Here is a 14,680-nt window from a genome sequence, read left to right as displayed (position 1 = left end):
TCCTGGAATGCACTCCATTAATTCTGCAATAGTAATATCGGGATTATGACTTAATGCCAATACGCCATCAATTACTTCGCCAAGTTGATGCGGCGGAATATTCGTTGCCATACCAACCGCAATACCTGTCGTACCATTTACTAGTAAGTTAGGAAAACGCGCTGGTAATACAATTGGCTCTCTTTCAGAACCATCATAGTTATCTTGATAATCAATCGTATTTTTTGAAATATCACGTATTAATTCCATAGAGATTTTAGACATTCTTGCTTCTGTATAACGCATTGCTGCCGCTGAATCTCCATCGACAGATCCAAAGTTACCATGCCCATCAACAAGCATATAACGTTGACTGAAATCTTGCGCCATACGTACCATTGTTTCATAAACAGCTGAATCACCATGAGGGTGATACTTACCGATTACTTCACCAACAATACGTGCTGATTTCTTATACGCTTTATCAGCCGTAATTCCTAAATCATTCATCGCATATAAAACCCTACGATGCACAGGTTTTAATCCATCACGAACATCTGGTAATGCACGAGATACGATAACACTCATTGCGTAATCTAAAAATGAGGTACGCATTTCATGACTAATATTAATTTCTCGAATTCGTGCTTGTTGTTGATTGTCTGACATCAACGAGCACCTCCTCTTACATTTCCGTTACACATACATTGATTTATATGTAGAAGACAGGAATACTCAGATTCCTGTCATTACTCATTTAAATATCAAGGTTTTTCACGTATTTTGCATTTTCTTGGATAAAGTTACGACGTGGCTCTACTTTATCCCCCATTAAAATTTCAAATGTTTCATCTGCTTCAATTGCATCTTGAAGGGAAACTTGAAGTAATGAACGTACTTCTGGGTCCATTGTTGTTTCCCAAAGCTGAGTTGGATTCATTTCTCCTAAACCTTTGTAACGTTGGATACCAGGTTTCGGTTGAGCTGGTAATTCAGCTAAAATCTTTTCAAGCTCTTTCTCATTATAAGCATATTGAATTTTTTTACCTTGTTGTACTTTAAACAACGGTGGCTGTGCAATATAGATATAACCATGTTCAATAATTTGACGCATATAACGATAGAAGAACGTTAATAATAGGGTACGAATATGCGCACCATCTACGTCGGCATCTGTCATAATAATAACTTTATGATAACGAGCTTTCTCAATATCAAAATCTCCGCCAATGTTCGTACCAATTGCAGTAATAATTGTACGCACTTCATCGTTAGATAAAATTTTATCTAATCTTGCTTTTTCAACGTTAATAATTTTACCTTTTAGCGGTAAAATCGCTTGGAAGTGACGGTCACGACCTTGCTTTGCTGATCCGCCTGCAGAGTCACCCTCTACAATGTAAATTTCACTAATTGCTGGATCTTTCGAAGAACAATCTGCTAATTTACCAGGTAAACTTGAAACTTCTAATGCACTCTTGCGGCGTGTCAATTCACGCGCTTTTTTTGCTGCAACACGTGCACGTGCTGCCATCGTACCTTTTTCTACGATTTTTCGTGCAACATTTGGGTTTTCTAGTAAGAACTTTTCAAATGCCTCTGAAAACACAGACTCTGTAATCGTTCTCGCTTCACTATTCCCAAGTTTCGTCTTCGTTTGTCCTTCAAATTGTGGGTTTGGATGTTTAATTGATACAATTGCAGTTAAACCTTCACGAACATCCTCACCCGTTAAGTTACTGTCTGCATCTTTTAAAATACTATTTTTACGTCCATAATCGTTAATCACACGAGTTAAAGCTGTTTTAAACCCAACTTCATGTGTTCCACCTTCATACGTATGAATGTTATTCGTAAATGAGTAAATATTATTTGTATATCCTTCGTTATACTGTAAGGAGACCTCAACTTGAATACCATCTTTTGATCCTTCTACATATACAGGTTCTTCATGGATTGGTTGTTTTGAGCGATTCAAATGCTCAACGTATGATTTAATTCCACCTTCATAATGGAATTCTTTCTTTTGCTTATGTTCACGTTTATCTTCAATCGTCAATTTAATATTACGATTTAAAAATGCTAATTCACGCATACGAGTTGCTAGCGTATCAAATTCGTATACTGTTGTTTCCTGAAAAATTTCTGGATCTGGTTTAAATCGAGTTATCGTTCCTGTTTGATCTGTGTCACCAATGACTTTTAAATCCGCAACTGGAATACCTCTTTCGTATTTTTGATAATGGATTTTACCTTCACGATGTACAAATACCTCTAGTTCTGTTGATAGGGCATTTACTACAGATGCCCCAACACCATGCAAACCACCAGAAACTTTATAACCGCCGCCGCCAAACTTACCACCAGCATGAAGAACGGTCATAATAACTTCTACAGCAGGACGTCCCATTTTTTCTTGTATACCAACTGGAATACCACGTCCATTATCCGTTACACGAATACTATTATCTTCTTCGATACTAACGTTAATTTCATCACAGTACCCTGCAAGTGCCTCATCAATACTATTATCGACGATTTCCCATACAAGATGGTGAAGTCCTTTTCCGCTTGTAGATCCAATATACATACCAGGGCGTTTTCGAACTGCTTCTAGTCCTTCAAGTACCTGTATTTGACTTTCATCATATGAATTTTCTTGCATTTGCTTTTGTTCCATTGACACAAAGATCACCTACTTTTCCATTTAAACAGGGATTACGCCCTATCTATTTCACAATCTACCGTGCCGTTCGTTACATGAATTGTTTTCGCTTCTTTTAATGTTTCGTGTTCAATTCCGTCGACACTCGTCGTTGTCACAAATGTTTGCACTTTTCCTTGAATTGTATTTAACAGATGCGATTGACGATAATCATCTAATTCTGATAATACATCATCCAATAGAAGAATCGGATATTCCTTAACTTCTGAGTAAATCAATTCAATTTCAGCTAATTTTAGGGACAGTGCGGTCGTTCGTTGTTGTCCTTGCGAACCAAAGACTTGAACATTTTTACTATTAACGAAGAATTGTAAATCATCACGATGAGGACCAATTAAAGTCGTACCACGGAAAATTTCACGTTGTTTCACGGATTGAAAACTTTCATAGTATACTTCTTTTATTTTCGACAAATCCATTGATTCTGATACATCTACGCTCGGTTTATAGACAATTTCTAATTCTTCTAGCCCACGGCTTATACCACGATGAATTGGAGCTGCCCATTCTTGTAGTAAATGCAAAAATTCAAAGCGTTTTTGCAAAATTTTTGTACCATGCTCAATAAGTTGAAGTGTAAATACATCCAACATCGTTTCCTCATTCTTACTATTCCCTTGCATCTTTTTCAGCAAGTGATTTCGTTGTGTGAGCACCTTTTGATATTGACTCAATTCATACAAATAGACCGGAGCTATTTGGCCTAATTCCATATCTAAAAAGCGTCTTCTTACTTGAGGGCTTCCTTTTACAAGATTTAAATCTTCTGGGGCAAACATGACAACATTCATCACGCCAATATATTGACTCAATTTTTGTTGTTCAAGTTGATTTAATTTTGCCTTTTTGCCTTTTTTCGAGATATTTAATTCCAAAGACAAAGAACTATTTCTCTTTTGTAGCTTTCCTTTAATTTGACCGAAATCTTCATCCCAACGGATAAGCTCGCGATCATTAGAGGTTCTATGAGATTTCGCCATCGCTAAAACATAAATAGCTTCCATCAAATTCGTTTTCCCTTGCGCATTCTCGCCGATAATTACATTTACCTTATCTTCAAAGGAAAGCTCTAAATTTTCATAATTGCGATAGTTTTTTAATTGTATTTCTGAAATAAACAAAGGGCTCCCCCTTTATGATTGAACTTGGAAACTTCCGCTTCCTGGAATTTCAATAATATCGTTCGCATATAGTTTGCGACCTCTTCTATTTTCAAGTTCTTGATTCACGTACACTTCATATTCTTGTAAAAACCATTTTACAGCGCCACCTGTATCAATTACATCGGCTAACTTTAAAAATTGTCCTAGTGTAATATACTCTGTTGAAATTTTAATACGTTTCATAAAATCGCTCACTTTCTGAAAGTGTTCATTCTTTCATTGTACTAAATAAACTAACATTAGGAAAGTAATACCCAAAAATCAAATAAGGGCTACTAGCATCTGAAAACTAGCAACCCTTATTTCTTACTTAGTAAGTACGAACCGGTAAAATTAATTGAATAATGGATTCATCATTTACTGTACGAATTAAGAATGGTCTCATTGCTCCAGTAAAGCTAATCTTAATTTCAGTACTATCTAATGCTTTTAGTGCATCCATCATATATTTTGCACTAAAAGATATTTTTAACTCTTCCCCATCTACTTTTTCACATTGAACTTCTTCTACTACTTTTCCGATTTCTGGTGAATTCGAAGAAATTTCTAGCATTGCCTGCTCTAAAGTTGATAATTTTACAACATTATTACGACCATCTCTTGCTAACAGAGATGCACGATCAATCGCTTGTAAAAATTCTTTTGTATTTACAAAAATATCTGTTTTACTCTCCGCTGGAATTAAGCGAGTTGTATCAGGATAATTTCCTTCTAACAATCTTGAGAAGAATAATAAATGTTTTGTACGGAATAATACTTGATACTCCGTAATAACGATATCTACCATTTCTTCAGACTCATCTAGAATTTTGCTTAATTCATTTAAGCTTTTCCCCGGAATAACAACATTTGCTTGGAATTCATCTGCAATGCCTTCAATTTTTGCTTTTCGAAGAGCTAACCTGTGACTATCTGTAGCAATGCAAGTTAGTTCGCTGTTATATACCTTCCAGTTTACACCTGTCAAGATCGGTCTTGTTTCAGAAGTGGAAACTGCAAATACAGTTTGTCTGATCATATGTTTAAGTAAATCCGTCGGAATCTTAAAAACATGATGTTCTTCAATTTGTGGTAACAACGGATATTCTGCAGAATCTAAACCATTTAAATTAAACTCTGATTTCCCAGAAGTTATTTTTGTCATTAAATGATTTTCTACAGAAATTTCTACAGTTTCTTTAGGTAATTTTTTTACAATTTCACTAAAATATTTCGCCTGTAAAACAATACTTCCTGATTGTTTTACTTCTACGATTTCTTTTCCATCCTCTTCAACTGGGATAAAAGATTCAATCGAAATATCAGCATCGCTTCCTGTTAATGTAACTCCTTCTTCCGTAGCTACAACTTTAATTCCTGTAAGGATCGGAATTGTTGTACGAGAAGAAACAGCCTTCATTACATCTTGTACACTTCTTACAAGATAGTCTTTTTGTATTGTAAAACGCATAAAGAAAAACCTCCGGTAAGTATAAGATTTTATTTAATTAATAAAGATAAAAAATAGTAGTAATAGTAATAGGGCTTGTGGATATGTGGATAACCCCGTTAAAGGATGTAAAAACAGTCTATCTACATGTGGATAGACTGTGCGTAAAACAAGGAAAGTTATTCACACTATTCAGCTACTACTTTAAAATATCGTTAATTTCTTCAACTTGCTTTTGTAATTGCGTATCCGTCTTAAGTAGCTTAGAAATTTTTTCATGAGCATGGATAACGGTTGTATGATCGCGTCCACCGAATTCTTCACCTATTTTAGGTAAGGAGGAGTCTGTCAGTTCACGTGATAAATACATTGCAATTTGGCGAGGAAAGGCAACTGATTTCGTTCGTTTTTTCGCCTTGAAATCTTCCAATTTTACTTGATAAACATCTCCGACAGCTTTTTGAATATCATAAATGGAGATAATTTTTGGTTTAGAATTTGGAATAATATCTTTAAGTGCTTCAGCTGCTAAATCAGCATTAATATCTTTATTAATTAAAGATGAATAAGCTACAACTCGGATGAGTGCACCTTCTAGTTCACGAATATTTGAATCGATTTGATTTGCAATATAAAGCATGACCTCATTTGGTATATCAAGTCCTTCAGCCTTTGCCTTTTTGCGCAAAATTGCAATTCGTGTTTCTAAATCTGGTGGCGTAATATCCGTAATGAGTCCCCATTCAAAGCGAGAACGAAGACGATCTTCTAAAGTTGGAATTTCTTTTGGTGGCCGATCACTGGAAATTACAATTTGTTTACTTTCTTCGTGTAATGCATTGAATGTATGGAAAAACTCTTCTTGAGTTTGTTCTTTTCCCGCTAAAAATTGAATATCATCTATCAATAAAACATCCACATTGCGGTATTTATTACGAAAATCGACTGCTTTATTATCACGAATAGAATTAATAAATTCATTTGTAAATTTTTCTGATGATAAATATACAACTTTCGCATTTGGGTTATGTTCAATTACATAATGACCAATTGCATGCATTAAATGGGTCTTTCCAAGTCCAACTCCCCCATAAATAAAGAGGGGATTATATGCTTTAGCTGGCGCTTCGGCTACTGCCAATGAAGCAGCGTGAGCAAAACGATTACCAGAGCCAATAACAAACGTATCAAACGTATATTTTGGGTTTAGCATACTCTGTGGTAAATGATTAGAATCATCTTGTGCTGAATTCGGTTTAGAAGGAGGAAGATCAATCTCCTCTTCAGCTTGACTTTGGGGAATAATAAAGCGAATAGCTAATTTTGCCCCTGTTAAATCATAAAGTGTTTCTGAAATTAGCTCTGAATAATGAGATTCTAACCAATCACGGGCGAATTCATTTGGAGCCGTAATTGTTAATACGTCTTTCTTTAAATTATGTGCGGTTGTTGATTTTAACCATGTTTCATAACTTGGTTTACTGACCTTTTTTTCTAGTTCTTTTAAGGCGCTGTTCCATAAATCAGAGATGTTTTCCAAAGGTGTCCCTCCTTTACTAAGATGGTAAAAGAATAAGGTTGCGCAACAAATGTACAACCTGAATAAATATAAAATGTATATTTATACGAAACGTATTTTAAAACCTAAAAACGTCGTTTGTATATGAGATAGGGTTTTCGACAAAAAAAGCAAATGTGGATAATTATTTACCCACATGTGATTAAAACTGTCCACATGTTATACACAAATTGTGGATAAGATAAAGATGTGGAAAACTTATTCAAAGTGAAAACACAACTATAATATCAAAAAAAAGTAGCTATAGCAATGAAATTAAGAAAGTTATCCACAAAATCAATACCTTGTGGAATAAACTTGTCCACAACACGATATACTGTGTAAAAGTACGAAAAGAGTTTGTGGATATAAAAAACATGAAAAAACATTTATCCACAAGGAAATATAGCGTCTGTGAAAAAGTATGTGAATAGGTTCAAAATGAATATTTGATGAAAATTTCTAGAACCATTGACATTTTCCTAGTTGATTAACTATAATTTATAAGACTGTCTTTAACAGATATTCCTCAGGGAGGTGTCATATAATGAAAAGAACTTACCAACCAAATAAACGTAAGCGCAGCAAAGTACATGGTTTCCGCAGCCGTATGAGCACAGCGAACGGACGTAAAGTGCTAGCAGCTCGTCGTCGTAAAGGAAGAAAAGTATTATCTGCGTAGACCACTGATCGTTCAGTGGTCTTTTTTTCTAATAATAGTGAATTTCCGCTGATGAACTACAGGAGTGTCAATTGATATGAAGAAAAAACATCGTATAAAAAAGAATGATGAATTCCAGACGGTTTTTCAAAAAGGAAAATCGAATGCGAATCGTCAATTTGTTGTGTATCAACTAGATAAAGAAGAGCAGCCAAACTTTCGTATTGGCCTTTCTGTCAGCAAGAAAATAGGAAATGCAGTAGTGCGTAACCGAATTAAACGTATGATTCGCCAGTCGATCACAGAATTACAAGATGAGATAGATTCTGGAAAAGATTTTGTTATAATAGCAAGGAAGCCTTGTGCAGAGATGACATATGAAGAATTAAAGAAAAGCTTAATTCATGTCTTTAAACGCTCTGGTATGAAAAGAATAAAAAAGTAGCGTAAGGAAATGAATTACACTATATACATACCGAAACAAGGAGGAGCAGGCTTTGAAAAAGAAAATAGGTTTACTGGCCATGGTTATTACATTAATGGCAATTGCTACCGGCTGTAGTGAAACGGGTCAGCCGATTACATCGAAGAGCACTGGGATTTGGAATGAATATTTCGTATACCCGCTTTCTCAGTTAATCACGTATTTTGCGACATGGCTTGGTGATAATTACGGTTTAGCGATCGTTATTACGACCCTTATTATTCGTTTTGCATTATTACCATTAATGATTAAGCAAACGAAGAGTACGAAAGCTATGCAGGCGTTACAACCAGAAATGGTAAAGTTAAAAGAGAAATATAGCTCGAAAGACCAAGCAACACAGCAAAAATTACAACAAGAAATGATGCAGCTATATCAAAAAAATGGTGTAAATCCATTAGCCGGTTGTTTACCAATATTTGTTCAGATGCCTATTTTATTCGCATTTTATCATGCGATTATGAGAACATCAGAAATTAGTAAACATACATTTTTATGGTTTGATTTAGGACAGGCAGACCCTTACTATATCTTACCGGTTGTTGCAGCAATTACGACATTTATTCAGCAAAAGCTTGCAATGGCAGGAACTGCTGGCCAAAACCCGCAAATGGCAATGATGATTTGGTTAATGCCAATCATGATTTTAATCTTTGCAATTAACTTCCCAGCTGCATTATCACTTTACTGGGTTGTTGGTAATATCTTTGGTATCGCTCAAATGTATTTTATCAAAGGGCCAGAAATTAAGGCTAGTAAGGCTGAGGGATCAGGCAAGTGAGTGTAATCACTGCTAAAGGTCAAACAGTTGAGCAGGCAGTAGAGGATGCTTTAAGGCAATTAAATGCTTCAAAAGACCGAGTAGATATAAATATTATCGATGAAGGTAAAAGAGGATTCTTAGGTTTATTTGGGAACCGACCTGCAGTAGTAGAAGTTGTATTGAAGAAAGACCCAATTCAAGAATGTGAAGAATATTTAAAAAATGTTATTCACGATATGGGTGTAGAAGCTGAGATTAGTAAAATTGTAAAAGGACGCGAAGTTGAATTTACAATTTCTGGCGAAAATATAGGTGTTTTGATTGGAAAAAGAGGAAACACCTTGAACTCTTTACAGTATTTAACAAAGCTTGTGGCGAATCGCAATACGAAGCAGTACATTGGTATCACACTAGATGCTGAAAATTATCGTAGTAAAAGAAAAGCTACGTTAGAAGTACTTTCTTATCGATTAGCCAAACAAGTAGTAAGTACGAAAAAAAGAGTTGTATTGGAGCCTATGCCATCTTTTGAACGAAAGATTATCCATCAAGCATTATCTAATCATCAAAATATCATTACAACTTCTGAAGGAAAAGAACCACATCGACATGTTGTAATATCCTCCAAGTGACCGGTTACTCAATTGAGTGCCGGTTTTTTTGAGGGGAAAATAGGTGTGGATAACTAAAAAACACTAAACTTATCCACTGTGAATAAGTTTAGTGTTTTTTACATGAGGACATAATAAAATGAGTTATTATTCTTTTGTAGATAGGTTCGTTATGGTATTCTAATAATTTAGTGAAGAAAATAATCATGTTGAAATAGAGATAAATAAGCAAGTGAGGTGAAAGGACATGGAATTTGATACAATTGCCGCGATTTCCACAGCGCTTGGAGAGGGTGCAATTGCCATTGTTCGAGTAAGTGGGGATGATGCGGTTGAAAAAGTTAATCGTATTTTTAAAGGGAAGGATTTAACAGAGGTTCCTTCTCACACAATTCATTATGGTCATATTGTTGATTTAGATACAAATCAGGTTATTGAAGAAGTAATGGTGTCTATTATGCGTGCACCAAGGACTTTTACACGTGAAAATATAGTAGAAATTAACTGTCACGGTGGACTTGTTTCGGTAAATAAAGTATTGCAGCTTATTTTAGCGCAAGGAGTACGATTAGCGGAGCCTGGTGAATTTACAAAACGTGCTTTTTTAAATGGCCGTATTGATTTATCACAAGCAGAAGCTGTTATGGACTTAATCCGTGCAAAAACAGATCGAGCAATGAACGTAGCGATTAATCAAATGGAAGGACGATTATCTAAATTAATCGGCCGTCTGCGTCAGGATATATTAGAAACGTTAGCTCATGTTGAGGTAAACATAGATTACCCGGAATATGATGATGTGGAAGAAATGACACATAATATCTTAATTGAGAAAGCTACACATGTTCGTGCTGAAATTGCAAAAATATTAGAAACATCAAAGCAAGGAAAGATTTTACGTGAAGGTATTGCTACTGCAATTATCGGTAGACCTAATGTTGGGAAATCATCGCTATTAAATAGTCTCGTTCAGGAGAAAAAGGCAATTGTAACTGATATTGCAGGAACAACTCGTGATGTTATTGAAGAGTACGTTAATGTGCGTGGTGTACCACTTAAACTTATAGATACAGCTGGAATTCGTGAAACAGAAGATGTTGTTGAACGAATTGGTGTAGAGCGTTCAAAAGAAATGATGAGTCAAGCTGATTTAGTGCTAGTTGTCGTTAATTATAGCGAAGCTTTAACAAATGAGGATGAAGATCTATTCCGTGCCGTACAAGGAAAAGATTTCATTGTTATTGTAAATAAGACAGATTTACCGCAAGCAATTGATATGGAACGTGTTATAGAATTGGCAGCGGGGAATCGTATTATTACAACGTCGTTAATTGAGGAACAAGGAATAGATGAGCTTGAAACGGCAATCGCTGATTTATTCTTTGAAGGAACAATTGATTCTGCAGATGTAACATATGTTTCTAACGCGAGACATATTGGATTATTAACACAAGCAGGAAAAACAATTGGAGATGCAATTGAGGCGATAGAAAATGGTGTTCCAATTGATATGGTGCAAATTGATTTAACAAGAACGTGGGAAATACTTGGTGAAATTACTGGTGATACCGTTCATGAAAGCCTAATTGACCAGTTGTTCTCTCAATTTTGTTTAGGAAAATAATATAGTGATGTTTCAGAAAGATAGAGATTATTAGGAGGAATAAACAATGGGATACAATGCCGGTTCATACGATGTCATAGTAATCGGTGCAGGTCATGCAGGATGTGAAGCTGGTCTTGCGGCAGCACGAATGGGCTCCAAAACATTAATGTTAACAATTAACTTAGATATGGTAGCGTTTATGCCATGTAACCCTTCTGTTGGTGGACCAGCAAAAGGGATTGTTGTTCGTGAAATTGATGCATTAGGCGGAGAAATGGGACGCAACATTGATAAAACGCATATTCAAATGCGTATGTTAAATACAGGTAAAGGACCAGCTGTACGCGCACTTCGAGCACAAGCAGATAAATTCTCTTACCAGCATGAATTAAAGAAAACAATTGAAGAAACACCAAACTTAACGTTGTTCCAAGGAATGGTAGAGCGTTTAATCGTTGAAGATGGCGAATGTAAAGGGGTAATTACGCAAGCTGGTGCTGAATATACAGCAAAAACAGTCGTAATTACGACTGGTACATTTTTACGTGGTGAGATTATTATGGGAGATTTAAAATATTCGAGTGGTCCAAATAATCAACAACCATCTATTACTTTATCGGAACATTTAGAGGAGCTTGGATTTGATCTTGTTAGATTTAAAACAGGTACACCTCCGCGCGTAAATAGTAATACAATCGATTACAGTAAAACAGAAATTCAGCCAGGTGATGATAAACCACGAGCTTTCTCTTTTGAAACGACAAAGTTTATTATGGATCAAATTCCATGTTGGTTAACGTATACAAGTACGGAAACACATCGTTTAATAGATGAAAACCTACATCGCTCAGCTATGTATTCTGGTATGATTAAGGGAACAGGTCCTAGATACTGTCCTTCAATTGAAGACAAGGTAGTAAGGTTTAATGATAAACCACGTCATCAAATTTTCTTAGAGCCAGAAGGACGTAACACACAAGAAGTGTACGTACAAGGTTTATCCACAAGCTTACCAGAAGACGTACAGCGTGATATGCTTAGAACAATTCCTGGTCTAGAAAATGTTGAAATGATGCGTACAGGTTATGCAATTGAATATGATGCAATTGTGCCAACGCAACTATGGCCGACACTTGAAACGAAAAAAATTAAAAATTTATATACAGCAGGACAAATTAACGGAACTTCTGGTTACGAAGAGGCGGCAGGACAAGGGCTTATGGCCGGAATTAATGCGGCATGTCGTTCTTTAGGTAAAAAAGAAGTTATTTTAGGTCGTGAGGATGCTTATATTGGTGTCTTAATTGATGATCTTGTAACGAAAGGGACGAATGAACCATATCGTTTATTAACATCTCGTGCAGAGTATCGTCTATTATTACGCCATGATAATGCGGATCTTCGTTTAACTGAAATTGGTCGTGAAATTGGATTAATTAAAGAAGAACGCTATGAGCGATTTACAAATAAAAAATTACAAATTGAACAGGAAAAGGAACGTTTAAGTAGCATTATTATTAAACCACGTCCTGAAGTTCAAGAATTAATTCGCAATATTGGTGGAAGTGAATTGAAAGATGGAATACGTGCAAGTGACTTATTACGTCGTCCAGAGATGACATATGAGCATATCCATCTTTTAGTACCAAGTGAAGTAGAATTAAGTGATGAAGTTACAGAACAAGTTGAAATTCAGATTAAGTACGAAGGATATATCGAAAAATCTTTACAGCAAGTAGAGCGTATGAAGAAAATGGAAAACAAAAAAATCCCTGTGGATATTGATTATGATGCGATTTCTAGCCTTGCATCAGAAGCTAGACAGAAATTGAAAGATGTTCGTCCACTTTCAGTGGGGCAGGCTTCACGTATATCAGGCGTAAATCCAGCGGACATTTCCATTTTACTTGTGTATATTGAACAAGGAAAAATTGCGCGAGTATCGAACCAATAAATAGTAAGGAGATATTGTTAGATGAACATAGAACAATTTCAATCTATGCTAGAAGAGAAGGGAATCACCCTCTCTTCTAGACAGTTAGAGCAGTTCGAAATCTACTTCGAAACATTAGTAGAATGGAATGAAAAAATGAACTTAACGGCTATTACGGAAAAAGAGGAAGTATATTTAAAACACTTTTTTGATTCTATTACAGCTGCTTTTTATTACGATTTTTCAAAACCATTCTCAATTTGTGATGTTGGCGCAGGAGCTGGATTCCCAAGTATTCCTTTAAAAATCTGTTTCCCGCATTTAAAAGTGACGATTGTAGACTCATTGCAAAAACGTATTAATTTCTTAAATCATTTAGCACAAAAGTTGGAATTGAGTGACGTCGCGTTTTGTCATGATCGTGCTGAAACATTTGGAAAAAAAGAAGGTGTACGTGAAGCGTACGACATTGTAATGGCACGTGCAGTCGCGCGTCTTTCAGTATTAAGTGAGCTATGTTTACCACTTGTAAAAGTTGGGGGAACATTCATTGCAATGAAAGGTGCTGCAGCAAACGAAGAAATTGAAAATGGCAAGTATGCTTTAGAGGTGCTAGGCGGTGATTTAAAAGAAATGTCTACGTTCCAATTACCGTTTGAAGAAAGTGAACGTAATATTTTATTAATCGAGAAAAAGCGCAAGACACCAAAGAAATATCCACGCAAACCGGGAACACCCAATAAATTACCTATTGAAAAATAAATCTTATTAGACGTAAGATTAAATTATATAAATGAAAACGTAAATGTTTCATAGGAAACATTTTATGGAGAATAGTCAATAGGCCTAAAGGTGGTGGAATATGTATGAAAAATACGTTTTCTCGTTTATTTGGCTTTGGAGATAAAGAGAGCGAATTCGAATTACAAGACGAAAGCCATGAAGAAATAGATAAAAAGGTATATGAAGAAATACAAGAAATTCCGATAGTAAATATTACCCCTAACCGTTATCAACCACGAACAGTTTTTGATGATGCACGTATTGAGGAACTAGCATTAACGATTCGTACACACGGACTTATTCAGCCAATTGTTGTGAGGCAATATGAGGATGATAAGTACGAGATTATTGCTGGAGAAAGGCGTTTCCGTGCAGCAACAAAGTTAGGGTGGGAAAAGGTTCCTGCAATTATAAAAAACTTAAATGATACAGAAACAGCTTCTGTGGCTTTAATTGAAAACTTGCAACGTGAGGAACTAACAGCAATCGAGGAAGCTGTGGCATATCAAAAGCTAATTGAGTTACATAATTTAACGCAAGAAGCATTGGCACAAAGACTCGGAAAAGGACAATCCACAATCGCAAATAAGTTGCGATTGTTAAAGTTGCCTGAAGAAATAAAAAATGTGTTATTAGAAAAAAGTATTACAGAACGCCATGCCCGTGCGCTCATCCCTTTAAAGAATGAGGAATTACAACTAAAGGTTTTACAGGAAATTGTGGAGAAACAACTGAATGTAAAGCAAACAGAGGAACGAATTGCGAAATTACTAGAGGAAGCAAAACCGAAGCGTAAGGCAAAGCAAAAAGCAGTAAGTCGAGATACGAGAATTGCCATGAATACAATTAGGCAGTCATTACAAATGGTTGCTGACAGTGGTTTAAATGTTAATTCTGAGGAAGAAGAGTTTGATGAGTACTATCAAATTACAATTCAAATTCCGAAGAAAAAATAATAATGGCGTGTTAGAGACCTGATCCTATT

14 protein-coding genes (1 of these 14 only partly in view) are annotated in these 14,680 nt (G+C 35.7%); 8 read left to right on the top strand and 6 right to left on the bottom strand.

The genetic code is table 11. The features are described from left to right. The 6 genes from gyrA to dnaA all read right to left on the bottom strand — a co-directional run. A protein-coding gene (gene gyrA, locus EKQ63_RS29030) for a DNA gyrase subunit A (RefSeq protein ID WP_001282851.1) crosses the window boundary here: on the bottom strand, positions 1-648 show its beginning. Its footprint begins 1,824 nt before the window's first position; 648 of the gene's 2,472 nt are visible here — the first part of the coding sequence; it begins with the start codon at positions 646-648; the stop codon falls past the left edge of the window. A gap of 88 nt (positions 649-736) precedes the next feature. Beyond that, positions 737-2,659, bottom strand: coding sequence for a DNA topoisomerase (ATP-hydrolyzing) subunit B (gene gyrB / locus EKQ63_RS29025; RefSeq protein WP_000435993.1), 1,923 nt, complete (start codon positions 2,657-2,659; stop codon positions 737-739). Between the two features lie 38 nt (positions 2,660-2,697). Then, the gene (gene recF / locus EKQ63_RS29020; protein ID WP_087955268.1) at positions 2,698-3,825 is read right to left on the bottom strand and encodes a DNA replication/repair protein RecF; all 1,128 of its coding nucleotides are present in this window, start codon (positions 3,823-3,825) and stop codon (positions 2,698-2,700) included. Positions 3,826-3,837: 12 nt separating this feature from the next. Next, positions 3,838-4,050 (bottom strand): S4 domain-containing protein YaaA, encoded by a 213-nt coding sequence (gene yaaA / locus EKQ63_RS29015; protein WP_000821367.1) that lies wholly within the window; start codon positions 4,048-4,050, stop codon positions 3,838-3,840. Positions 4,051-4,177: 127 nt separating this feature from the next. Beyond that, complete coding sequence (gene dnaN / locus EKQ63_RS29010; protein ID WP_001212891.1) at positions 4,178-5,317, bottom strand: DNA polymerase III subunit beta; 1,140 nt, start codon at positions 5,315-5,317, stop codon at positions 4,178-4,180. A gap of 178 nt (positions 5,318-5,495) precedes the next feature. Then, entirely contained in the window at positions 5,496-6,836 is a 1,341-nt protein-coding gene (gene dnaA / locus EKQ63_RS29005) for a chromosomal replication initiator protein DnaA (RefSeq protein ID WP_000428025.1), read from the bottom strand. Positions 6,837-7,401: 565 nt separating this feature from the next. On the opposite strand from dnaA, the gene rpmH reads away from it, so the two are divergent. The 8 genes from rpmH (at position 7,402) to noc (ending at position 14,651) form a co-directional block, all read left to right on the top strand. Next, positions 7,402-7,536, top strand: coding sequence for a 50S ribosomal protein L34 (gene rpmH / locus EKQ63_RS29000; RefSeq protein ID WP_000831901.1), 135 nt, complete (start codon positions 7,402-7,404; stop codon positions 7,534-7,536). A gap of 76 nt (positions 7,537-7,612) precedes the next feature. Then, positions 7,613-7,960: a ribonuclease P protein component gene (gene rnpA, locus EKQ63_RS28995; RefSeq protein WP_087995273.1), complete on the top strand. Its 348-nt coding sequence runs from the start codon at positions 7,613-7,615 to the stop codon at positions 7,958-7,960. A gap of 52 nt (positions 7,961-8,012) precedes the next feature. Continuing rightward, positions 8,013-8,780 carry a YidC family membrane integrase SpoIIIJ gene (gene spoIIIJ / locus EKQ63_RS28990; RefSeq protein WP_087995274.1) on the top strand — a complete coding sequence of 256 codons (768 nt, stop codon included), beginning with the start codon at positions 8,013-8,015 and terminating at the stop codon, positions 8,778-8,780. Further along, on the top strand, positions 8,777-9,394 hold the full coding sequence (gene jag / locus EKQ63_RS28985) for an RNA-binding cell elongation regulator Jag/EloR (RefSeq protein ID WP_087995275.1): 618 nt from the start codon (positions 8,777-8,779) through the stop codon (positions 9,392-9,394). Before spoIIIJ ends, jag begins: the two co-directional genes overlap by 4 nt. A gap of 226 nt (positions 9,395-9,620) precedes the next feature. After that, positions 9,621-10,997, top strand: coding sequence for a tRNA uridine-5-carboxymethylaminomethyl(34) synthesis GTPase MnmE (gene mnmE, locus EKQ63_RS28980; RefSeq protein WP_000393772.1), 1,377 nt, complete (start codon positions 9,621-9,623; stop codon positions 10,995-10,997). A gap of 46 nt (positions 10,998-11,043) precedes the next feature. Next, positions 11,044-12,933, top strand: a complete 1,890-nt coding sequence (gene mnmG / locus EKQ63_RS28975) for a tRNA uridine-5-carboxymethylaminomethyl(34) synthesis enzyme MnmG (protein WP_048553317.1) — start codon at positions 11,044-11,046, stop codon at positions 12,931-12,933. Positions 12,934-12,954: 21 nt separating this feature from the next. Then, positions 12,955-13,674, top strand: coding sequence for a 16S rRNA (guanine(527)-N(7))-methyltransferase RsmG (gene rsmG / locus EKQ63_RS28970; RefSeq protein ID WP_001019621.1), 720 nt, complete (start codon positions 12,955-12,957; stop codon positions 13,672-13,674). Between the two features lie 104 nt (positions 13,675-13,778). Next, positions 13,779-14,651 (top strand): nucleoid occlusion protein, encoded by an 873-nt coding sequence (gene noc / locus EKQ63_RS28965; RefSeq protein WP_143881732.1) that lies wholly within the window; start codon positions 13,779-13,781, stop codon positions 14,649-14,651. Positions 14,652-14,680 lie beyond the last annotated feature (29 nt).

The organism is Bacillus sp. BD59S (assembly GCF_007363175.1).
Lineage (GTDB): Bacteria > Bacillota > Bacilli > Bacillales > Bacillaceae_G > Bacillus_A > Bacillus_A pacificus.
Note: the sequence above shows the minus strand (reverse complement) of the source record. Positions and strands in the feature narration are given on the sequence as shown.

Excerpts from the sequence above, each read along its gene's own strand:
- mnmE (WP_000393772.1), top strand. The coding sequence starts at position 9,621 with ATGGAATTTGATACAATTGCCGCGATTTCCACAGCGCTTGGAGAGGGT.
- mnmG (WP_048553317.1), top strand. The coding sequence starts at position 11,044 with ATGGGATACAATGCCGGTTCATACGATGTCATAGTAATCGGTGCAGGT.
- rsmG (WP_001019621.1), top strand. The coding sequence starts at position 12,955 with ATGAACATAGAACAATTTCAATCTATGCTAGAAGAGAAGGGAATCACC.
- noc (WP_143881732.1), top strand. The coding sequence starts at position 13,779 with ATGAAAAATACGTTTTCTCGTTTATTTGGCTTTGGAGATAAAGAGAGC.
- rnpA (WP_087995273.1), top strand. The coding sequence starts at position 7,613 with ATGAAGAAAAAACATCGTATAAAAAAGAATGATGAATTCCAGACGGTT.
- dnaN (WP_001212891.1), bottom strand. The coding sequence starts at position 5,317 with ATGCGTTTTACAATACAAAAAGACTATCTTGTAAGAAGTGTACAAGAT.
- gyrB (WP_000435993.1), bottom strand. The coding sequence starts at position 2,659 with ATGGAACAAAAGCAAATGCAAGAAAATTCATATGATGAAAGTCAAATA.
- rpmH (WP_000831901.1), top strand. The coding sequence starts at position 7,402 with ATGAAAAGAACTTACCAACCAAATAAACGTAAGCGCAGCAAAGTACAT.
- yaaA (WP_000821367.1), bottom strand. The coding sequence starts at position 4,050 with ATGAAACGTATTAAAATTTCAACAGAGTATATTACACTAGGACAATTT.